The 20,065-nt window shown below is 58.4% G+C and carries 28 protein-coding genes and 1 tRNA gene; 19 read left to right on the forward strand and 10 right to left on the reverse strand.

Annotated elements, in window-relative coordinates; genetic code table 11:
• Positions 1-172: 172 nt before the first annotated feature.
• Positions 173-249: transfer RNA gene (locus tag ACA041_RS09290), tRNA-Val, on the forward strand.
• A 141-nt stretch (positions 250-390) separates the two neighbouring features.
• On the opposite strand, the gene ACA041_RS09295 is transcribed toward ACA041_RS09290, so the two are convergent.
• Together ACA041_RS09295 and ACA041_RS09300 are read right to left on the reverse strand one after the other, a co-directional pair.
• Positions 391-579: a hypothetical protein gene (locus ACA041_RS09295; protein ID WP_497440829.1), complete on the reverse strand. Its 189-nt coding sequence runs from the start codon at positions 577-579 to the stop codon at positions 391-393.
• 64 nt (positions 580-643) lie between these two features.
• Positions 644-853: a hypothetical protein gene (locus ACA041_RS09300; RefSeq protein ID WP_497442040.1), complete on the reverse strand. Its 210-nt coding sequence runs from the start codon at positions 851-853 to the stop codon at positions 644-646.
• Here ACA041_RS09300 and ACA041_RS09305 point away from each other — a divergent pair.
• Positions 792-1,013: a hypothetical protein gene (locus ACA041_RS09305; RefSeq protein WP_497442215.1), complete on the forward strand. Its 222-nt coding sequence runs from the start codon at positions 792-794 to the stop codon at positions 1,011-1,013. The genes ACA041_RS09300 and ACA041_RS09305 overlap by 62 nt on opposite strands.
• 47 nt (positions 1,014-1,060) lie before the next feature.
• On the opposite strand, the gene ACA041_RS09310 is transcribed toward ACA041_RS09305, so the two are convergent.
• Positions 1,061-1,621: a hypothetical protein gene (locus ACA041_RS09310; protein ID WP_497440830.1), complete on the reverse strand. Its 561-nt coding sequence runs from the start codon at positions 1,619-1,621 to the stop codon at positions 1,061-1,063.
• A 168-nt stretch (positions 1,622-1,789) separates the two neighbouring features.
• On the opposite strand from ACA041_RS09310, the gene ACA041_RS09315 reads away from it, so the two are divergent.
• Together ACA041_RS09315 and ACA041_RS09320 are read left to right on the forward strand one after the other, a co-directional pair.
• A complete protein-coding gene (locus ACA041_RS09315; RefSeq protein WP_497440831.1) occupies positions 1,790-1,984 on the forward strand; it encodes a hypothetical protein in 195 nt (64 codons plus the stop codon).
• Positions 1,985-2,118: 134 nt separating this feature from the next.
• Positions 2,119-2,574: a DUF2214 family protein gene (locus ACA041_RS09320; protein ID WP_497440832.1), complete on the forward strand. Its 456-nt coding sequence runs from the start codon at positions 2,119-2,121 to the stop codon at positions 2,572-2,574.
• A 219-nt stretch (positions 2,575-2,793) separates the two neighbouring features.
• On the opposite strand, the gene csrA is transcribed toward ACA041_RS09320, so the two are convergent.
• Positions 2,794-2,985, reverse strand: a complete 192-nt coding sequence (gene csrA, locus ACA041_RS09325; RefSeq protein ID WP_017337657.1) for a carbon storage regulator CsrA — start codon at positions 2,983-2,985, stop codon at positions 2,794-2,796.
• Between the two features lie 250 nt (positions 2,986-3,235).
• On the opposite strand from csrA, the gene ACA041_RS09330 reads away from it, so the two are divergent.
• Positions 3,236-3,598: an SPOR domain-containing protein gene (locus tag ACA041_RS09330; RefSeq protein ID WP_497440833.1), complete on the forward strand. Its 363-nt coding sequence runs from the start codon at positions 3,236-3,238 to the stop codon at positions 3,596-3,598.
• Positions 3,599-3,682: 84 nt separating this feature from the next.
• Here ACA041_RS09330 and ACA041_RS09335 read toward each other — a convergent pair whose 3' ends face one another.
• The 3 genes from ACA041_RS09335 to ACA041_RS09345 all read right to left on the reverse strand — a co-directional run bounded on the left by ACA041_RS09335 (position 3,683) and on the right by ACA041_RS09345 (position 5,920).
• A complete protein-coding gene (locus tag ACA041_RS09335) occupies positions 3,683-4,372 on the reverse strand; it encodes an endonuclease (protein ID WP_497440834.1) in 690 nt (229 codons plus the stop codon).
• A gap of 4 nt (positions 4,373-4,376) precedes the next feature.
• On the reverse strand, positions 4,377-4,646 hold the full coding sequence (locus tag ACA041_RS09340) for a DUF1654 domain-containing protein (RefSeq protein ID WP_497440835.1): 270 nt from the start codon (positions 4,644-4,646) through the stop codon (positions 4,377-4,379).
• Positions 4,647-4,831: 185 nt separating this feature from the next.
• Positions 4,832-5,920 carry an asparaginase gene (locus tag ACA041_RS09345; protein ID WP_497440836.1) on the reverse strand — a complete coding sequence of 363 codons (1,089 nt, stop codon included), beginning with the start codon at positions 5,918-5,920 and terminating at the stop codon, positions 4,832-4,834.
• A gap of 464 nt (positions 5,921-6,384) precedes the next feature.
• Here ACA041_RS09345 and ACA041_RS09350 point away from each other — a divergent pair, with 464 nt between their 5' ends.
• The 7 genes from ACA041_RS09350 (at position 6,385) to ACA041_RS09380 (ending at position 13,401) form a co-directional block, all read left to right on the forward strand.
• Complete coding sequence (locus tag ACA041_RS09350; RefSeq protein ID WP_497440837.1) at positions 6,385-7,341, forward strand: sugar ABC transporter substrate-binding protein; 957 nt, start codon at positions 6,385-6,387, stop codon at positions 7,339-7,341.
• Positions 7,342-7,398: 57 nt separating this feature from the next.
• Positions 7,399-8,952, forward strand: coding sequence for a sugar ABC transporter ATP-binding protein (locus ACA041_RS09355; RefSeq protein ID WP_497440838.1), 1,554 nt, complete (start codon positions 7,399-7,401; stop codon positions 8,950-8,952).
• Positions 8,949-9,926 carry an ABC transporter permease gene (locus ACA041_RS09360; protein ID WP_497440839.1) on the forward strand — a complete coding sequence of 326 codons (978 nt, stop codon included), beginning with the start codon at positions 8,949-8,951 and terminating at the stop codon, positions 9,924-9,926. Before ACA041_RS09355 ends, ACA041_RS09360 begins: the two co-directional genes overlap by 4 nt.
• Positions 9,927-9,929: 3 nt before the next feature.
• Positions 9,930-10,949 carry a LacI family DNA-binding transcriptional regulator gene (locus ACA041_RS09365; RefSeq protein ID WP_497440840.1) on the forward strand — a complete coding sequence of 340 codons (1,020 nt, stop codon included), beginning with the start codon at positions 9,930-9,932 and terminating at the stop codon, positions 10,947-10,949.
• 74 nt (positions 10,950-11,023) lie between these two features.
• Positions 11,024-11,941: a ribokinase gene (rbsK, locus tag ACA041_RS09370; protein WP_497440841.1), complete on the forward strand. Its 918-nt coding sequence runs from the start codon at positions 11,024-11,026 to the stop codon at positions 11,939-11,941.
• Positions 11,938-12,342, forward strand: coding sequence for a D-ribose pyranase (rbsD, locus tag ACA041_RS09375; RefSeq protein ID WP_497440842.1), 405 nt, complete (start codon positions 11,938-11,940; stop codon positions 12,340-12,342). The genes rbsK and rbsD overlap by 4 nt, the downstream gene beginning before the upstream one ends.
• A 30-nt stretch (positions 12,343-12,372) precedes the next feature.
• The gene (locus ACA041_RS09380; RefSeq protein ID WP_497440843.1) at positions 12,373-13,401 is read left to right on the forward strand and encodes a nucleoside hydrolase; all 1,029 of its coding nucleotides are present in this window, start codon (positions 12,373-12,375) and stop codon (positions 13,399-13,401) included.
• Between the two features lie 32 nt (positions 13,402-13,433).
• Here the strand turns inward: ACA041_RS09380 and ACA041_RS09385 are convergent, their stop codons facing one another.
• Positions 13,434-13,646 (reverse strand): hypothetical protein, encoded by a 213-nt coding sequence (locus ACA041_RS09385; RefSeq protein ID WP_497440844.1) that lies wholly within the window; start codon positions 13,644-13,646, stop codon positions 13,434-13,436.
• A gap of 132 nt (positions 13,647-13,778) precedes the next feature.
• On the opposite strand from ACA041_RS09385, the gene ACA041_RS09390 reads away from it, so the two are divergent.
• Together ACA041_RS09390 and ACA041_RS09395 are read left to right on the forward strand one after the other, a co-directional pair.
• Positions 13,779-14,084 (forward strand): hypothetical protein, encoded by a 306-nt coding sequence (locus ACA041_RS09390; protein ID WP_497440845.1) that lies wholly within the window; start codon positions 13,779-13,781, stop codon positions 14,082-14,084.
• 165 nt (positions 14,085-14,249) lie between these two features.
• Complete coding sequence (locus tag ACA041_RS09395) at positions 14,250-14,570, forward strand: I78 family peptidase inhibitor (RefSeq protein ID WP_497440846.1); 321 nt, start codon at positions 14,250-14,252, stop codon at positions 14,568-14,570.
• 70 nt (positions 14,571-14,640) lie between these two features.
• Here ACA041_RS09395 and ACA041_RS09400 read toward each other — a convergent pair whose 3' ends face one another.
• Positions 14,641-14,853: a cold-shock protein gene (locus tag ACA041_RS09400; RefSeq protein WP_007905882.1), complete on the reverse strand. Its 213-nt coding sequence runs from the start codon at positions 14,851-14,853 to the stop codon at positions 14,641-14,643.
• A gap of 292 nt (positions 14,854-15,145) precedes the next feature.
• Positions 15,146-15,448 (reverse strand): hypothetical protein, encoded by a 303-nt coding sequence (locus ACA041_RS09405; protein WP_497440847.1) that lies wholly within the window; start codon positions 15,446-15,448, stop codon positions 15,146-15,148.
• Between the two features lie 373 nt (positions 15,449-15,821).
• Here ACA041_RS09405 and thrS point away from each other — a divergent pair, with 373 nt between their 5' ends.
• The 5 genes from thrS (at position 15,822) to pheS (ending at position 20,060) form a co-directional block, all read left to right on the forward strand.
• Positions 15,822-17,744, forward strand: coding sequence for a threonine--tRNA ligase (thrS, locus tag ACA041_RS09410; protein WP_307336778.1), 1,923 nt, complete (start codon positions 15,822-15,824; stop codon positions 17,742-17,744).
• Positions 17,744-18,295 (forward strand): translation initiation factor IF-3, encoded by a 552-nt coding sequence (gene infC / locus ACA041_RS09415; RefSeq protein ID WP_176469887.1) that lies wholly within the window; start codon positions 17,744-17,746, stop codon positions 18,293-18,295. The genes thrS and infC overlap by 1 nt, the downstream gene beginning before the upstream one ends.
• Before the next feature lie 60 nt (positions 18,296-18,355).
• Positions 18,356-18,550: a 50S ribosomal protein L35 gene (gene rpmI / locus ACA041_RS09420; protein WP_002553160.1), complete on the forward strand. Its 195-nt coding sequence runs from the start codon at positions 18,356-18,358 to the stop codon at positions 18,548-18,550.
• 27 nt (positions 18,551-18,577) lie between these two features.
• Positions 18,578-18,934, forward strand: coding sequence for a 50S ribosomal protein L20 (gene rplT / locus ACA041_RS09425; RefSeq protein ID WP_307336783.1), 357 nt, complete (start codon positions 18,578-18,580; stop codon positions 18,932-18,934).
• A 109-nt stretch (positions 18,935-19,043) separates the two neighbouring features.
• Entirely contained in the window at positions 19,044-20,060 is a 1,017-nt protein-coding gene (pheS, locus tag ACA041_RS09430) for a phenylalanine--tRNA ligase subunit alpha (protein ID WP_007905876.1), read from the forward strand.
• Positions 20,061-20,065 lie beyond the last annotated feature (5 nt).

The following is a 20,065-nucleotide window of genomic DNA, read 5'->3' on the forward strand; positions in this document are numbered from 1 at the left end:
TGTTTAATATATTTTACGAGTGCATCGATCCTACTCGAGTTAAAAATCGACCGCCAGCCACCGCAAAATCTTCTTTGCAGCAGCAAAATTAAATATTTTGCATATTCATAGGGTTAGCTCGAAAAAAGGTGTTGACACCCCTCCGGAATTCCGTAGAATGCCGCCACACAGCAGGCACGTAGCTCAGTTGGTTAGAGCACCACCTTGACATGGTGGGGGTCGTTGGTTCGAGTCCAATCGCGCCTACCAAACAAAATCCGCTCTGCTGGGCGGTCTAGAAGGGCTCACCGAAAGGTGGGCCCTTTTTTGTTGTTGATTGAAAAATCTCATAAGCGCTGAAGCTCGATACGCGCCTTTACTCGGCGTAAGCTGTCAGCCGAGTCCATTACTTCAGCTTGCCGTCGCGATTCTCAGTGCTACCGCAGCTTCAAGAAGCTTGTTCGCCTGGCTCGAGACAGCCGTTGCCAAGGCATCATTTCCAGCATCCTTCAGCATGGTTGCCAAATCGAGCAACTTCCCCACCTCGATCTCAACGACGCGAACGGATTCGGTTATCTGGTATTGAAGTGAGTGCGCCATGCCATAAGCCCTCGTTCCGGATCGGCCAGCGCTCCCGTGTGCCAGGTAGTCCGCTGTGCCTCTTTCAATGAAGAGTCTTGACCCTGCGACTTTCGCCGATCCTGATCCGGTCCAGTGCCCGGTTCAGAGAATCCAAGGCATCAAGCAGGGCCTTCGCCTCGGTCTCTCGACCCTCTCCCCAAAGACGTTCAGCCATTTTATTCAGGGTCTGGATGGATCTCTCTATTTCAGCAGGGGTTGCTGTACTGGTGTCTGTCGGCCGTTTCTTTGTCATTGTCAGAGTTTCTGCAGGGCCCGCACGAAAAAAAAGGTTTATTTTCCAAAAAGGAACGGCAAATAAATCCGTCCTCTTTTTTGCTCTCTTTTTTGCTCTTTCTTGGAAAGGTGGAGACGCGAAAGACATCCCTAGCTACGAGGTCGCAAGGATTCCTTGATAGCGTAGCGTAGGGTTTGGGTAGGAGGGGAGGTACCGGGACGATCCTCAGTATTTTAACGAAACTTGTTTGGCTTCGATTTTGAGATCGCTGAGGCGCTTGAGCATCGCAATGATGTTTACTCGAGCGGATCCCTCATTGGCCAGGCGTAGACGCTTGATTCCTATAACCGAATCGCCCATGCCAGCAGTGAAAGGGGTTCGGATAATTTCACGCAAAACGACCTTGTTGGTGCTGGACTCTATCAAGGTATATTCAACTTCGCTGGTCACTTCAAAATCCAGTCCGAATATAGGCTGGTCAACGCGCAGCAGGTTGGCGCGCAGAGCATAAGAGGCCGACTCGTTGCCAAGCAAATTAGCATTGGTGAGCGATTGCTTGAGTGCAGCGCCGAAGTCAGGGGCATCTATTTCCGAAGTCCACATCGGGTTGGTTTTATCTCCACCATTCACCTCGGAAAGCTGGACATTATTTCGCAGCTGGGAGTCATAGGTGTTTGCCGTAGCTTGATCAGCCGTTACTGACATGCCGGAAATTTGAGCGGGCGAGGCACAACCAGCGCAAAGAGCAATCAGAGCTGAAGCTAAAAGCAAGCGAAGGTACGTCATTCGACAAATCCTTTTGATTTTTAAAGCACGAGGGATCGCGCATAGTAGCACTATGCTATTTTCTCGACTGGGGATTATCGGCTCGCCGGTTCTTCGCGCTGGTCATGAAGGACGAGAACTGTGCACGGGCGTAAACTACCCGGGCTACCTCATCAAAAGGAGCCGCATATGACCGCCGATCAAACCAACAAACAGATCGCTGATAACAGAGCTGTCTGGGATCAGTACTTCTGCGCTGCATTGATTGCAGAAAGCAACCTGACGGCCCCCGTTGTCGGAGGGGCTACCCACGAGGACAGGCAGAACCTGTTGATTGAAAGGGCCAAAACCCTCGCCGACAAGATGATGGAAAACAGAAAATAACCGGAGCCCAGCCATCGCGCTGGGCTCTTTGTTTCCGGGCGTCTTGCTGGTTGGTTTCCCTCCGTCGTGCGCACCCTCATTTCATGCGCTACTACTGACAGGCTGATTCAATTGATCCTGTCAGGAGTATTTCGATGCTGGCTCACTGGGTTCTTGCGGCGGTTCATCTCCTGGCGTTTGCCCTGGGCTTCTGGGCGGTGCTCACTCGCGGCACGGCGCTTCGGCGGCTGGTGGCCGGGGTCGGGGAGGCGCGCAGCGTTTTGATTGCGGATAATCTGTGGGGCATCTCGGCCCTCATTCTGCTGGTCAGCGGCGGGATGCGGGCCTTTGCCGGGTACGAGAAGGGCACTGATTTCTATCTTCACCAGCCGCTGTTCCATCTCAAGATGACGTTGTTCGTCCTCATCCTGTTGCTGGAAATTGCGCCGATGGTGACGCTGATCAAATGGCGGATTGCGCTGGGGCGGGGTGTGGCTATCGATCCCGGTCGTGCAAAGCTGTATGCACGGTTCAGTCATATCGAAGCGTTGCTGCTGTTGCTGATGGTCGTGGCGGCCACGGGCATGGCGCGGGCTGTGACCTTTGGCTAGTCGAGCCAGCTGGCGTTGATTCTCGAAATTAACCTGAAACGTTTGACGGTCATGATGTGAAGCTTGCCGGTCGTATCGGCTTCACGTTCCCGTCGCAACGCGCAGAGGTGTCATGACCTTCGAGGGTGGGCAGTACGAAATGGAGGGCAAAGCGATGCTTGCATCTCTAGCCAGCCGTGGTTCCGGGTGAGCGGGGCTGGCTACTGACTGCAGCAGGATTCAGGGTTGCGGCTTGTCCGGGGCGGTCAGGCCGGCCTGGATGCGCTGATAAATCTCTTCGCGGTGCACGGCAACGTCTTTCGGAGCGTTGATGCCGATCCGGACTTGCTGGCCGCTGACGCCGAGGATGGTGATCGTAATGTCATCACCAATGTTTATGCTTTCACCGACTTTGCGGGTGAGTATCAGCATGGTCTTCTCCTTGATTGCTTTATGGGGCACCTGATTCGGACAGTGCAGAGGTCGGTGGTCTATATAGATTAGTGCGAAGTCTCACGGTTTGGGTGCCTCTTTCTGACGCGCAGATGCTGCATTAATTCCCAAGGTGTAACTATACAGAGGCCGCCACCATCATTCTCGTTGTTTTGATTCGATTTTACGGCACTCGGGAAGTATTCATGGATGCTAAAATCTGCGCTTTAGGCATTCAGAGGGCAGCGTTGTGCGCAAAATGGTCTTGGTATTGGCGGTACTGGCTCTGGCGGGATGCGGTGAGGGCAAGCGCGCTGACGTGCCAAAGCCGCAGACGACAGCGGCGACGGCACCTGTGGCGGCTTCTGCACCACAATGGGATCTTGAGGTGCGTGGTGAAATAACCCAGGCCGTCAGCGACCTCAGCGGCTGGCTGATCGAGCACAGTTTCGTGTCCAGTGTGGTCAAGGAAAACGGCAAGACGCGGATTCTGCTCGGGCCCTTCAACTCCAGGGCCGAGGCAGAGGCCAAGCAGGCCGAAGTGGCCGCGGCGCTCACCCGTGCGAAAAAACAGAACATCGAGTTGCTGGTCGTCGAACGTGTGCCCCTGTAGGAGCAAGCTTGCTCCTACAGCAGCGCTACAACAAAGGCCTTGGGTACGTGTTAACCCCAAGGCCTTGGTAATTCCAGCGAACGCTTAACCGCAAGCCTTCATGTCGACCGGGCCGACGAACTCGTTGCCGCGTCCCATCACGCACCCCACGCTCTGGTTGCGCTGACGTTCCCAGGCCTCGACCGGATAGGTTTTGTTCCAGGCTTCGTACAGCTGCCGATCCTGTTTCGACAGGCGCAAACCGTATTGCTTGCTCATGTAGAAGTACGTCCGGGCGATCATGCCGCGAATGGAAGGACGGGGCATGACCTTCTTCGCCTTGAAGTCGACCTGGGTCAGGCACGAGCCGTATTGACCGGTCTGCACCGGCAACCAGCCAAAGCTGAAATTGCTCCGGTCGCCATTCACCTCGCCGATGCTCGGCACCAGGTTATGCAGGTCGGCCTCGGCCTTCTGGTAGACCGGATCGTAGCGCGTGCAGTTCTTGCGCCCGCCTTCTTGCCAGCATTGACGCTGATGGCCGATCTGCCAGGCCGGGACAATGTGTTCCCACTCGATGCGGGCCGCACGTTTGGCGTTCTTGCGCGGTACATAGCCGCAGGCCGCAAGGTTGACCTTGTTGCCCGTGTATTTGCAGCCGCAATAAAACTCGGTGGATTGCGGGGCGTACAACTTCCAGGCGACTTTCTTGGCTTCGCTGAAGGTGCGTGGGGCGCCAGCCTGGGCGCCAAGGGTGATGAACAGAAACAGCACAGCAAACCAGCGAACACTCATCGACTCAGTCTTCCTTCGGCACAACCCAGAAAATCTGCACACCGCCATCGTCGCGATAGGCGAGGGTGACGTTGTCGTTCTCATCGATTTCTTCGAGCAATTGTTCCCACTCGTCCACAGGCTCGTCCGGCAGGCGGAAGATCAAGGCGGCTTTGGCTTTTTGCGCGGTGGGGGAGTTGATGATTTTCTGAACGCGCAGACCCATGCGTGCATAGGTGTCAGGAGAAACAGAGGTAGAGGCCACGGAATTATCCTTATTAAGCTGTACGTGCATACAGTATTTAACTGTAGGCAATTTCGCAACTACTTAAAATTCAAGAAAATCCTCTGACAGCTACTTTTTCCTTTTGATGTAGGACGATGGAGTTTTTTTTCGGAGAAGCGTCATGAACCACTCGCCAGGGGCGAGTGGTCAGCGCGGTGCCCGACCGGAACCGGCCAGGCGAGGGCGAGGGCGAATCAATATTCCCAGAACATCCGTTGCAGCTCTTTGCTGTCATTGGTCTTGGTCAGCGCGACCATGGCCAGGATGCGAGCCTTCTGCGGGTTCAGGTCATGGGCCACGACCCAGTCGTTTTTGTCGTCAGGCTGTTCGGCGTTGCGCAGCACGAAACCGCCGGCGTTGACGTGGGAAGAGCGGATGATTTGCACGCCGTCCTTGCGCAAGGCCTGCAGGGCTGGAACCACCCGCGACGAGACCGAGCCGTTGCCGGTGCCGGCGTGGATGATGGCTTTGGCACCCGATTGCGCCAGGGCTTTGTAGGCGGTGTCGCTCACGTTGCCGTAGGAGTAGGCGATTTCGACGTTCGGCAGGCTCTCGATGGTCTTGATGTCGAATTCGGAATCCATGGTGTGGCGCTTGGCCGGCAGGCGGAACCAGTAGGACTTGCCTTCAACCACCATGCCCAGTGGGCCCCAGGCGCTCTTGAACGCTTCGGTCTTGATGTTGATCATCTTGCTGACGTCGCGACCCGACTGGATTTCATCGTTCATGGTCACCAGTACGCCTTTGCCGCGCGCTTCTTTGCTGCTGGCCACGGCCACGGCGTTGTACAGGTTGAGCATGCCGTCGGCGGACATCGCGGTGCCCGGGCGCATGGAACCGACGACGATGATCGGCTTGTCGGTTTTTTCCACCAGGTTCAGGAAGTAGGCGGTTTCTTCCAGGGTGTCGGTGCCATGGGTGATGACAATGCCATCGACGTCGTTGCTGTCGGCCAGTTCGGCCACGCGACGACCCAGTTGCAGCAGGTTGTCGTTGGTGATGCTTTCGGAAGCGATCTGCATCACCTGTTCGCCACGAACATTTGCCAGCTGGCTCAGTTCCGGAACCCCGGCGATCAATTGTTCGATGCCGACTTTCGCCGCTTGATAGGTCGCGCTATTGGCCGCGCTGGCACCGGCGCCGGCAATGGTGCCGCCAGTGGCCAGGATCACCACGTTCGCCAGTTTTGTCTGGGTTTGTGCTTCTTTGGCCTGAAGGGCGGTGGGCAGGAGCAGCAGGAGGGCCAAGGCGCCCGGAACGAAGGTCTTGAAAACAGATGTCATTATTTTTCTCTCTTGTAGTCAGACGGGTGCTGATGCAGGTTCATCCAGATACGGCCCAAGGCGCTCTGAACGCCTGGGGTGTAGAGAGGGAGCAGGATTCGTACCAGACATACGTTGTATTGAAAATATCCTGCAACCTAATGATTTGTATAAATATTTTGTTGAGAATCATGATTGGGGCAGCACTTGGTCGTCCGGATTTCCGAACAAGTGCGGCTTTCGCGTTCGGCACTCCGACAGCTCTGGACTTCGTTGGCAGGGTCGAGAACGGGCAGGCTTGTTCTTCCAACCAAAGACATAAAACGGCATTGTTCCGGCGTTGACAAATGTCAGCAGGGTTCGCATAGTTCGGTCTACGCAAACGTTTGCGCGACCTTGCCGGTGGCTTGATGCTTCGGTGGACGCGATACTGCCCACGCCTGCGCAAACGTTGCTCACAATAATCATAAGATCGGAGTGAACCCATGAAGCTGCCATTCGCTGGACGTCTTCTCGCTGTCGCCATGCTGGCTGCCACTGCCGCCGCGTTGCCCATCTCTTCGGCGTTCGCCGAAACCCCTGAAAAACCCAAGGTCGCACTGGTCATGAAATCCCTGGCCAACGAGTTCTTCCTGACCATGGAAGACGGCGCCAAGGCCTATCAGAAAGACCACTCCGGCGATTTCGAGCTGATCTCCAACGGCATCAAGGACGAAACGGACACGGCCAACCAGATTCGTATCGTCGAGCAGATGATCGTGTCCAGGGTCAATGCGCTGGTCATTGCGCCGGCAGACTCCAAGGCCATGGTGCCCGTGATCAAGAAGGCGGTGGATGCCGGCATCACCGTGATCAACATCGATAACCAGCTGGACCCGGCGGTCGTCAAAAGCAAAAACATCACGGTGCCGTTCGTAGGCCCGGATAACCGCAAAGGCGCGCGCCTGGTGGGCGAGTACCTGGCCAAGCAGCTGAAGGCCGGTGACGAAGTCGGCATCATCGAAGGCGTTTCCACCACCACCAATGCCCAGGCTCGCACCGCAGGCTTCAAGGACGCGATGGAAGCGGCGCAGATCAAGGTGGTGTCCCTGCAATCCGGCGATTGGGAAATCAACAAGGGCAACCAGGTTGCCTCCTCCATGCTCAGCGAGTACCCGAACATCAAGGCCCTGCTGGCCGGCAACGACAGCATGGCCGTCGGCGCGGTGTCTGCCGTGCGTGCGGCAGGCAAGGCCGGCAAGGTCCAGGTGGTCGGCTACGACAACATCAACGCCATCAAGCCCATGCTCAAGGACGGCCGCGTGCTGGCGACCGCTGACCAGTTCGCTGCAAAGCAGGCCGTGTTCGGCATCGAGACCGCACTGAAGATCATCAAGGGTGAGAAAGTCGACGGCGGCGTCAATGGTGTCATCGAAACTCCGGTAGAGCTGGTGACCAAGTAGTCCTTCTGGCGACACTAGGGTGCTCGCCCGTTCGGGCGAGCACATGGAGATTTGTTTATGTCAGTTTTCGCCCCGAACGCTGTCCTCTCGGTCAGCGGTATCGGCAAGACCTACGCGCAACCGGTCCTGACCGGCATCGACCTGACGCTGCTGCGCGGTGAAGTGCTGGCGCTGACCGGCGAGAACGGCGCCGGCAAAAGCACGTTGTCAAAGATCATTGGCGGGTTGGTCACGCCGACCACCGGCCAGATGCAGTTCCAGGGCCAGGCGTATCGCCCCGGCAGCCGAACCCAGGCCGAAGAGCTGGGCATTCGCATGGTCATGCAGGAACTCAATCTGCTGCCGACCCTGTCGGTGGCGGAAAACCTGTTTCTGCACAACCTGCCCAGCCATGGCGGCTGGATCAGTCGCAAGCAACTGCGCAAGGCGGCGATCGAGGCCATGGCCCAGGTCGGGCTGGACGCCATCGACCCCGACACCCTGGTCGGCGAGCTCGGCATCGGCCATCAGCAGATGGTGGAGATCGCGCGCAACCTGATCGGCGACTGCCATGTGCTGATCCTCGATGAACCGACCGCGATGCTGACGGCCCGGGAAGTCGAGATGCTGTTCGAGCAGATCACCCGTCTGCAGGCGCGCGGCGTTTCGATCATCTACATTTCCCATCGCCTCGAAGAGCTGGCACGGGTCGCCCAGCGCATCGCGGTATTGCGTGACGGCAACCTGGTCTGCGTCGAGCCGATGGCCGACTACAACAGTGAGCAACTGGTCACGTTGATGGTCGGTCGTGAACTCGGCGAACACATCGACATGGGCCCGCGCAAGATCGGCGCTGCGGCGTTGACGGTCAACGGCCTGAGCCGTTCCGACAAGGTCCGCGATGTGTCCTTCGAAGTGCGCGCCGGCGAGATCTTCGGGATTTCCGGGTTGATCGGGGCAGGGCGCACCGAGTTGCTGCGGCTGATCTTCGGCGCCGACACGGCGGACAGCGGCACGGTGGCGCTGGGTTCGCCGGCGCAGGTCGTCAGCATTCGTTCACCGGCGGATGCGGTCGGTCATGGCATCGCCCTGATCACCGAAGACCGCAAGGGCGAAGGCCTGCTGTTGACTCAATCGATCAGCGCCAACATTGCCTTGGGTAATATGCCGGTGATTTCCAGCGGCGGCTTCGTCAATAACGGTGATGAGATGGCCCTGGCCCAGCGTCAGATCGACGCCATGCACATCCGCAGTTCCAGCCCCACGCAACTGGTCTCGGAGCTGTCCGGCGGCAACCAGCAGAAAGTCGTGATCGGCCGCTGGCTGGAGCGCGACTGCTCGGTGATGCTGTTTGATGAGCCAACCCGTGGCATCGACGTCGGCGCCAAGTTCGACATCTATGCCTTGCTCGGCGAGTTGACCCGTCAGGGCAAGGCGCTGGTGGTGGTGTCCAGCGACCTGCGCGAACTGATGCTGATCTGCGACCGCATCGGCGTGCTCTCGGCGGGGCGTCTGATCGACACCTTCGAGCGTGACAGCTGGACCCAGGATGACTTGCTTGCCGCCGCATTCGCCGGCTATCAAAAACGTGATGCGTTGCTCAACGAGGCAGCGCTTGGGGATCTTTCATGACTACTGCAACGTCCGTCGGCAAACGTAGTGGCAACTTCTACGGCCTCGGCACCTATCTGGGGCTGGCCGGTGCCTTGCTGGCCATGGTCGCGCTGTTCTCGGTCCTGAGCAGCCATTTTCTGTCGTACGACACCTTCAGCACCCTGGCCAACCAGATACCGGACCTGATGGTGCTGGCGGTCGGCATGACGTTTGTGTTGATCATTGGCGGCATCGACCTGTCGGTCGGTTCGGTGCTGGCGCTCGCGGCATCGACGGTCAGCGTGGCGATTCTCGGCTGGGGCTGGAGCGTGCTGCCGGCAGCGCTGTTGGGCATGGGTGCCGCCGCATTGGCCGGGACCATCACCGGTTCGATCACCGTGGCCTGGCGGATCCCGTCGTTCATCGTGTCCCTCGGCGTGCTGGAAATGGCCCGCGGCGTGGCCTATCAGATGACCGGATCGCGCACGGCTTACATTGGTGATGCCTTTGCCTGGCTGTCCAACCCGATCGCCTTCGGCATCTCGCCGTCGTTCATCATCGCCTTGCTGATCATCTTCATTGCCCAGGCCGTGTTGACCCGTACCGTATTCGGTCGCTACCTGATCGGCATCGGCACCAACGAAGAGGCGGTGCGCCTGGCGGGGATCAATCCCAAGCCCTACAAGATCCTGGTGTTCAGCCTGATGGGGCTGCTGGCCGGTATCGCCGCGCTGTTCCAGATTTCCCGACTGGAAGCGGCGGACCCGAATGCCGGCTCGGGCCTGGAGCTGCAAGTGATCGCCGCGGTGGTGATCGGCGGCACCAGCCTGATGGGCGGCCGCGGGTCGGTCATCAGTACCTTCTTCGGCGTCCTGATCATTTCGGTATTGGCCGCGGGCCTGGCGCAGATCGGCGCGACCGAGCCAACCAAACGCATCATCACCGGCGCGGTCATCGTGGTGGCGGTGGTGCTCGATACTTATCGCAGTCAGCGCGCAAGCCGGCGGACCTGAGTCATGGCAACAATCAAGGATGTGGCAGCGCTGGCGGGAATTTCCTACACCACCGTGTCCCACGTGGTGAACAAGACCCGGCCAGTCAGCGAAGAAGTGCGGGTCAAGGTCGAGGCCGCGATCAAAAAGCTCGACTACGTACCCAGTGCGGTGGCCCGATCGCTCAAGGCGAAAACCACCGCGACCATCGGCCTGTTGGTGCCCAATAGCCTCAACCCGTACTTCGCCGAACTGGCCCGTGGCATCGAGGATTACTGCGAGCGCAACGGCTATTGCGTGATCCTGTGTAATTCCGATGACAACCCGGACAAGCAGCGCAGCTACCTGCGCGTGCTCCTGGAAAAACGCATCGACGGCTTGATCGTGGCGTCGGCCGGCGGCGACGCGGGCCTGGCGCAAGGTCTGGCCGGCGTGCGTACACCGATGGTGATCGTCGACCGTGGGCTGGAAGGCGTGGATGCGGACCTGGTGCGCATCGATCACGAGTACGGCGCCTATCTGGCGACCCGGCACCTGTTGGAGCTGGGGCATCGGGACATTGCCACCATCGGCGGGCCGGCGAGCACCAGCGTGGCGCAGATGCGTCTGGCCGGGTATTGCCGCGCCTTGCAAGAGGCCGGCGTGCGAGTGCCTCGTGAGCGCATGCTGGAAAGCGACTTCACCAGCACGGGCGGCTACAGCGCCGCGGCGATCCTGCTGGAAAAGAACCCGCCCAGCGCGATATTCGCCGGCAACGACATGATCGGCATCGGCGTGCTGCGCGCCGCCGCCGAACGCAATATTCGAGTGCCGACCGAATTGTCGGTGATCGGCTTCGACGATATCCAGATGAGCCGTTATGTGTACCCGGCGCTGACCACCGTCGGCCAGTCGATCCTGCAACTCGGCGAGATGGCCGCTGAAGTGCTGTTGCGCCGGATCGCCACACCGGCCATGGCCACCGATCAACGGATCGTGACCCCCAGTATCGTCCTGCGCGAATCGACGGCGCCGCTGGCCGGGGTGTTCGCCCAATTCCGCTGAATCGAAAGCACCGCTGAGCTGAACGCTCCATTAACCGAAAGCTCCGCTGAAACAGTATTGATGAGTAACGATCTATGTCTGCAAAAGTAGTGGTAATAGGCAGCCTGAACATGGACCTGGTGACCCGGGCCTCGCGGCTGCCCCGTGGCGGTGAAACGCTGATCGGCCAGTCGTTCGCCACGGTCTGCGGCGGCAAGGGCGCGAATCAGGCGGTCGCCGCGGCAAGGCTGGGCGCGCAGGTGTCGATGGTCGGCTGCGTGGGCAGCGATGCCTATGGCGAACAGCTGCGCGGGGCGCTGCTGGCCGAGCAGGTCGATTGCCAGGCGGTCAGCGTGGTGGACGATTCCAGCGGCGTGGCGTTGATCGTGGTCGATGACAACAGTCAGAACGCGATCGTGATTGTCGCCGGTGCCAACGGCGCGTTGACGCCGCAGGTGATCGACCGTTTCGACGCGGTGCTGCAGGCGGCGGATGTGATCATCTGTCAGCTGGAAGTGCCGGATGCCACGGTCGGCCATGCGCTCAAGCGTGGCCGTGCGCTGGGCAAGACCGTGATCCTCAACCCGGCGCCGGCCAGTCGCCCGCTGCCGGCGGACTGGTACGCGGCCATCGATTACCTGATTCCCAACGAAAGCGAAGCCTCGGCCCTGAGCGGGTTGCCGGTGGATTCCCTGGAGTGCGCCGAAACCGCCGCCAGCCGCTTGATCGCCCTGGGCGCCGGCAAAGTGATCATCACCCTCGGTGCCCAAGGCTCGCTGTTTGCCGATGGCACCGGCTTCGAACATTTCCCGGCGCCGAAGGTGGAAGCGGTCGACACCACGGCGGCGGGTGACACCTTCGTCGGTGGTTTTGCCGCAGCGCTGGCGGCAGGCAAAAGCGAAGCCGAGTCGATCCGCTTCGGTCAGGTCGCGGCGGCGTTGTCGGTGACCCGTGCCGGCGCGCAGCCTTCGATTCCCTCCTTGTCCGACGTACAGGCGTTCAAAGCACCATGAAGAAGACTCCTTTGCTCAACATCGCCCTGTCGCGGCTGATCGCCTCTCTGGGCCATGGCGACCGGGTGGTGATTGGTGATGCCGGTTTGCCGGTACCGCCGGGCGTCGAACTGATCGACCTGGCGCTGACCCACGGCGTTCCGGATTTCGTCAGCACCTTGAAAGTCGTGCTCAGCGAAATGCAGGTCGAAAGCCACGTGCTGGCCCAGGAGATTCTGCACAAAAAACCCTCGGCACTGGCGACACTGGACGAGCTGGATGGCGAAGGTGCGCTGGGCCGGCGTGAATGGCTCAGCCATGATCAATTCAAAGTCCTCAGCCGACAGGCGCGGGCGATTGTCCGCACCGGCGAGTGTCAGCCGTACTGCAACATCATCCTGGTGGCCGGGGTCACGTTTTAACGGGTTTTTCTCACGCACAAGGAGTGCGCCATGCAACGCTATGCTCAGAAATTGCATCACCTGCTACGGAGTCTGCTGCTTTTGTCCATGATCACCGCAACAAGCGCCCAGGCGGCGGAAAAGATCGACCTGATCATCGACACCGATCCCGGTGCCGATGACGTGGTGGCCTTGCTGTTTGCCCTGGCATCGCCGCAAGAACTGAACATTCGCGCCCTGACCACCGTCGCCGGCAATGTGCGCCTGGACAAGACCTCGCGCAATGCGCGGCTGGCCCGCGAGTGGGCAGGGCGCGAGGAGGTGCCGGTGTATGCCGGGGCGCCGAAGCCGCTGATGCGCACGCCGATCTACGCTGAAGATATCCACGGCAAGGAAGGCCTGTCGGGTGTCACCGTGCACGAGCCGAAGGCGGGCCTGGCCCAGGGCAACGCGGTCAACTACCTGATCGATACCTTGAAGACCGCCAAACCCCACAGCATCACTATCGCCATGCTCGGTCCGCAGACCAACCTGGCGCTGGCCTTGATCCAGGAGCCCGGAATCGTCCAGGGCATCAAGGAAGTGGTGATCATGGGCGGGGCGCACTTCAACGGTGGCAACATCACGCCAGTGGCCGAATTCAACCTGTTCGCCGACCCGCAGGCGGCCGAGGTCGTGCTCAAGAGCGGGGTGAAGCTGACCTACCTGCCGCTGGACGTGACCCACAAGATCCTCACCAGCGAGGCGCGCCTGAAGCAGATCGCGGCGATCGACAACAATGCCAGCAAGCTGGTCGGCAATATCCTCAATGAGTACGTCAAGGGCGACATGGAGCACTACGGCATGACGGGTGGCCCGGTGCATGACGCCACGGTGATCGCCTACCTGCTCAAGCCGGAGCTGTTCACCGGTCGTTCAGTGAACGTGGTGGTCGATAGCCGCGAAGGCCCGACCTTCGGCCAGACCATCGTCGACTGGTATGACGGCCTGAAGGCTCCGAAGAATGCCTTCTGGGTTGAAAGCGGCGATGCCCAGGGCTTCTTTGACCTGCTGAGCGAACGCCTGGCCCGGCTGCAGTAAGCAACAGTCCCGCAGGTGCCAGCCTGCGGGTTTCAGTTCCTGGCGGTCTGTGCGATGCCCAGGTAAGTTTCAGGGTACTTCTCGAACACCTGAGTGATGAATGAGCGGGCCGCTTCGGTTCCCAGCTCCTTGACCAACAGATCGATGCCGATGATCGCCAACTCTTCCGGGCTACCGGGGCTGTAGGAACTATGGCCCTGTGGCCAGCTGGCTTTGATGTCGGCGTCGATGCTTACGGTGGTCATGATCGTGCTCGTGAAGTCGGGAAAGTCTGAGTGTGAAGTTAAGCATTTTGCGCGACGTTTGGCACTCCGACTTAGGCATGAGAGCAGTGCTATGCGACACTTGGCCTTTGATGGATTTTCAAGGACCGTGCTGTGCAGATCGATTTGAACACCCCTGACGGCTTGACCCTTGACGCCGTGCGCCAGCTGCTGGCCTCAGCCAGCGACGACGAGCACACGCAGCTGCGGGTGACCAGGGGCGGCATCGCCTACATTTCGTCAGGCGTTGTGGGGGGGGCCGATATCGAGGGGCTGTTGTTTCGCCTGGAAACCTGGGCCAAGGGCTCCGGTTACGTAGGGCGTGTCGCGGCCAGCGACGAGGTCTGGGTCATGCAGATTTTCAATGCGCTGAAACAGAACTGGCCGAATCCACCCTTCGACTACATCGATGTCTATTGAGACTTGTTCATATTCAGTCATGATTGCGCGGTGGACAGCCGCGAATGCTCAGGCAAACTCGCCGCTTTTCATGATCGAGGGCAGGGTGCTAGCACTCCCCGGGAAACCAAACGCCAGATTGGCGGTCGCACGATCTCAGCTCAACTATTGAAAAAAGGAGGCTTCATGCCTTGGAAGCTCGCGTCATTGGGTACTTTGCTGGCCGCTGCCATGTTGGCCGGTTGCAGCACTACCTCCACCGAGTCGACAACAGACCCTGTCACCACCACTGACACGGGGCACAGCCGTTGTGAGGCAAAAGCTGCCGAATTCACCATTGGCAAAAAGGCTTCGCCCGAACTGCTGGAGCAGGCACGTACCCGCGCAGGCGCACAGAATGCACGGTTCCTTTTGCCCAGCGACATGGTGACGCTGGAGTACCGCTCCGATCGCCTGAACCTGAACACCGATGCCAGCCGGGTGGTCACCCGCGTCAACTGCGGCTGATCGCTGCACGTTTGCCTGGCCCATAAAAAACCCCGTCACATGGACGGGGTTTTTTTAGTGCGGCTGAAAATTACTCAGCGCGGACTTGTGCAGCTTGCATACCCTTTTGGCCTTTCTCAGCCACGAAGGAAACGGTCTGGCCTTCTTTCAGGCTTTTGAAACCGTCGCTTTCGATAGCTTTGAAGTGTACGAACAGGTCGTCACCGCCACCTTGAGGAGTGATGAAGCCGAAGCCTTTTTCATCGTTGAACCATTTAACGGTGCCGGTTTGGCGATTAGACATGGTGTATCTCCAAGAAACATATATTTTCAGTAGTACTGTGCTGCTCAGGCCAACTGGGCACACCGGGGTATCATAGTCGAAATGTTCGCTTTGGGAGCCCCCCGGACGTGCTGTTTGTCCTACAGTCACCCTTTCTTTGTTGCCTTGTATGGCTGAAAGCCCCGGTTTTAAAGGCTTTCAGCCGAAAGTAAAGACGGAAAAAAAAGCTGTAAAACCTGCATAAATCATAGGAAAAAGCGCTTTTCAGAGGCTTTTCTCTGTCGATTGAGGCCTTGAAAGCCCTAAGTCAGGCTTACTTTTTCGCCTTGGGATCGGCCTTGCACGCAGCAATTTTCCCCAGTGCTTTCTGTTTCAGGGCATCACTGGCTGTATTGTCCATCAACGCCTGGATGTCAGCCGCCGGATAAGACTTGATCGAATCAGCCCCGCAAGCACAGTGAGATTTCGCCGCCGCAGCGCCAATCTGAGGGGTGGCGGCCTGGGTGCACTGAGCCATGTATTTCTCGCGCTCGCCCTTTGGCCAGTCGGCATGGGCGGCCATTGGCAGCAGCAGGACGACGGGGGCGATTACCGCGAATAAACGATTCAGACGCATGCTGGGATGCTCCTTGTGGGTCAATGTCTTTTTATATGAGGGGTAAAGCGGGGTTCAAGTTCAGCACTCTGGCATAAAAACCGCTGATTTGCCCCGTTAGAAACCCCGCTGCGGCGACGACCGTTCATCTGTGCTAGCATGCCTCGCTCGGGCGTTTGCAAGCTCCGGATGACCTTCAGTCCCGGTGGCGGCAAATGTGCGAATAACCCTGATTTGAATCCCAGTCACTCTGGTTCGGTTTTCCGGTTGGCCGCAAGGCTCCTGCCGCTGTAAGGCAGGCGTTCGTCATTGAATGGCCTGGACCGGATCTTGTACTGGCTCATCCCAACCCACGTGACCTTTGGTAGGGGTCACCACTAGGAGAGGAGGCGCCATGCCAACTATTACTCTTCCCGACGGCAGTCAACGTTCATTCGATCACCCGGTTTCCGTAGCCGAGGTCGCCGCATCCATTGGTGCCGGTCTGGCCAAGGCCACCGTGGCCGGCAAGGTCGATGGCAAGCTGGTCGACGCCAGCGATATCATCGACAGCGATTCCACGCTGCAAATCATTACGCCAAAGGATGAAGAGGGGCTGGAGATCATTCGCCACTCTTGCGCCCACCTGGTTGGCCATGCGGTCAAGCAGCTGTACCCGACGGCCAAAATGGTCATCGGTCCGGTCATCGACGAAGGCTTCTATTACGACATCGCCTTCGAACGTCCCTTCACCCCGGACGACCTGGCCGCCATCGAACAGCGCATGCAGCAGCTGATCGAAAAAGATTACGACGTGATCAAGAAAGTCACTCCGCGCGCCGAAGTGATCGAAGTGTTCAAGGCCCGCGGCGAGGACTACAAGCTGCGCCTGGTCGAGGACATGCCGAACGAGCAGGCCATGGGCCTGTACTATCACGAAGAATACGTCGACATGTGCCGCGGTCCGCACGTGCCGAACACGCGTTTCCTGAAATCCTTTAAGCTGACCAAGTTGTCCGGCGCCTACTGGCGCGGCGATGCCAAGAACGAGCAACTGCAGCGCGTCTACGGCACCGCCTGGGCCGACAAGAAGCAGCTGGCGGCTTACATCCAGCGCATCGAAGAAGCTGAAAAGCGCGATCACCGCAAGATCGGCAAGCGCCTGGGCCTGTTCCACACCCAGGAAGAATCGCCGGGCATGGTGTTCTGGCACCCGAACGGCTGGACCCTGTACCAGGTGCTCGAGCAGTACATGCGCAAGGTGCAGCGCGACAACGGTTACCTGGAGATCAAGACGCCGCAAGTCGTTGACCGCAGCCTGTGGGAGAAATCCGGGCACTGGGCCAACTACGGCGACAACATGTTCACCACCCAGTCGGAAAACCGCGACTACGCCATCAAGCCGATGAACTGCCCTTGCCACGTGCAGGTGTTCAACCAGGGCCTGAAAAGCTACCGCGAGTTGCCGATGCGCCTGGCCGAATTCGGTGCCTGTCACCGTAACGAGCCGTCGGGTGCACTGCACGGCATCATGCGCGTGCGTGCCTTCACCCAGGACGATGCCCACATCTTCTGCACCGAAGAGCAGATGCAGGCCGAATCCGCTGCGTTCATCAAGCTGACCATGGACGTTTATGCCGACTTCGGCTTCAAGGACGTCGAGATGAAGCTGTCCACTCGTCCGGAAAAACGCGTCGGTTCCGACGAGCTGTGGGATCGCGCCGAAGCGGCACTGGCTGCAGCCCTTGACAGTGCTGGGCTGCCGTACGATTTGCAGCCGGGCGAAGGTGCGTTCTACGGTCCGAAGATCGAATTCTCGCTGAAAGATTGCCTTGGCCGTGTCTGGCAGTGTGGTACCCTTCAGCTCGATTTTAACCTGCCTATCCGTCTGGGAGCCGAATACGTCTCCGAAGACAACAGTCGCAAGCACCCGGTTATGTTGCACCGGGCGATCCTGGGCTCCTTCGAACGTTTCGTCGGAATCCTGATCGAGCACTACGAGGGTGCGTTCCCCGCGTGGCTGGCTCCGACCCAGGCAGTGATCATGAATATCACTGACAAACAGGCCGATTTTGCCGCCGAGGTTGAAAAAACCCTCAACGAAAGCGGATTTCGTGCCAAGTCTGACTTGAGAAATGAAAAGATCGGCTTTAAAATCCGCGAGCATACTTTGCTCAAGGTTCCCTATCTCTTGGTTATCGGAGATCGGGAAGTCGAGATGCAGACTGTCGCTGTGCGTACTCGTGAAGGTGCTGACCTGGGCTCGATGCCCGTCGCCCAGTTCGCTGAGTTTCTCGCGCAAGCGGTTTCCCGGCGTGGTCGCCCAGATTCGGAGTAATTACTATTAAGCGTGAAATGAGACAAGATAAACGAGCTGCACCGAAAGCCCCGATCAACGAGAATATCTCGGCACGCGAGGTTCGGTTAATTGGGGCTGAGGGTGAACAGCTTGGGATTGTGTCAATTGAAGACGCGCTTCTTAAGGCTGAAGAGGCCAAGCTGGATCTGGTGGAAATTTCCGCCGATGCAGTACCCCCTGTTTGCAAACTGATGGACTACGGCAAATCGATCTTCGAGAAGAAGAAGCAGGTTGCCGCGGCCAAGAAAAACCAGAAGCAGATTCAGGTTAAAGAAATCAAGTTTCGTCCAGGGACGGAGGAAGGGGATTACCAGGTAAAACTGCGCAACCTGGTACGTTTCCTGAGTGATGGGGACAGGGCCAAGGTATCCTTGCGATTCCGCGGCCGTGAGATGGCCCACCAGGAGCTGGGGATGGAACTGCTCAAGCGGGTTGAAGGTGACTTGCTCGAGTACGGTTCGGTCGAACAGCATCCTAAGATGGAAGGACGCCAGCTGATCATGGTCATCGCCCCGAAAAAGAAGAAGTAATCATCAGGGCACGGCAGGCCTTCTGATTATGTTTATCAACTGAATGCGGAGTATCCGAACATGCCAAAAATGAAAACGAAAAGTGGTGCTGCTAAGCGGTTTTTGAAAACTGCTAACGGTATCAAGCACAAGCACGCTTTCAAGAGCCACATCCTGACTAAAATGTCGACCAAGCGTAAGCGTCAACTGCGCGGTAGCAGCTTGCTGCATCCGTCTGACGTGGCAAAAGTCGAGCGCATGCTGCGCCTTCGTTAATTTAGTCAAGAATAGAGGAAGTAACTCATGGCTCGTGTAAAGCGTGGCGTCATTGCCCGTAAACGTCACAAAAAAATTCTGAAACTTGCTAAAGGCTACTACGGCGCTCGCTCGCGCGTATTCCGTGTTGCCAAGCAAGCGGTAATCAAGGCAGGCCAATACGCCTACCGTGACCGTCGTCAGAAAAAACGTCAGTTCCGCGCTCTGTGGATCGCTCGTATCAACGCTGGTGCACGTATCAACGGTCTGTCCTACAGCCGTTTCATCGCCGGCCTGAAAAAAGCGTCCATCGAGATCGACCGTAAGGTTCTGGCTGATCTGGCAGTGAGCGAAAAAGCGGCGTTTGCTGCGATTGTCGAGAAAGCTAAAGCCAGCCTGGCTTAAGTACCCCCGACAGTTACCCGGCCTCACCTTCGTGGGGTCAGGTGCTAAACGTCATAAATAGGGGAAGAGCCTTCAAGCTCTTCCCCTATTTTGTATCTGGAGTCTGTACATGGAAAACCTGGATGCGCTCGTCTCTCAAGCACTAGAGGCTGTGCAAAGCGCTGAAGATATCAATGCCCTGGAGCAAATCCGGGTTCACTACCTTGGCAAGAAGGGCGAATTGACTCAGGTGATGAAGACCCTGGGGAATCTGCCGGCCGAAGAGCGTCCGCAAGTCGGCGCGCTGATCAACGTTGCCAAGGAGCGTGTCACAGAGGTTCTCAATGCGCGCAAGGCACTGTTTGAAGAGGCCGACCTGGCCGCCAAACTGTCCGCCGAGTCCATTGACGTGACCCTGCCTGGCCGCGGCCAGACCTCGGGTGGTCTGCATCCGGTTACTCGTACGCTGGAACGTATCGAACAGTTCTTCACCCACATCGGCTACGGCATTGCCGAAGGCCCTGAGGTCGAAGACGACTACCACAACTTCGAAGCGCTCAACATCCCAGGCCATCACCCGGCCCGGTCGATGCATGACACCTTCTATTTCAATGCCAACATGTTGTTGCGCACCCATACCTCGCCGGTACAGGTACGCACCATGGAATCGAAACAGCCGCCGATCCGCATCGTCTGCCCAGGCCGTGTGTATCGCAGCGACTCCGATATCACCCACTCGCCGATGTTCCACCAGGTCGAAGGCCTGCTGGTCGATCGCGACATCAATTTCGCCGACCTCAAGGGCACCATCGAAGAGTTCCTGCGCGTGTTCTTCGAAAAAGAGCTGGCCGTGCGTTTCCGTCCTTCGTACTTCCCGTTCACCGAGCCATCCGCTGAAGTCGACATGGAATGCGTGATGTGCAGCGGTAAAGGCTGCCGCGTCTGCAAACAGACCGGCTGGCTGGAAGTGATGGGCTGCGGCATGGTTCACCCCAACGTGCTGCGCATGTCCGGGATCGATCCGGAAGAGTTTTCGGGCTTTGCCTTCGGCATGGGCGTTGAACGTCTGGCCATGCTGCGTTACGGCGTGAACGACTTGCGTCTGTTCTTCGACAACGACTTGCGGTTCCTCGCGCAATTTCGCTAGTCGTA

The sequence above is a fragment of the Pseudomonas sp. LBUM1676 genome (assembly GCF_059695605.1).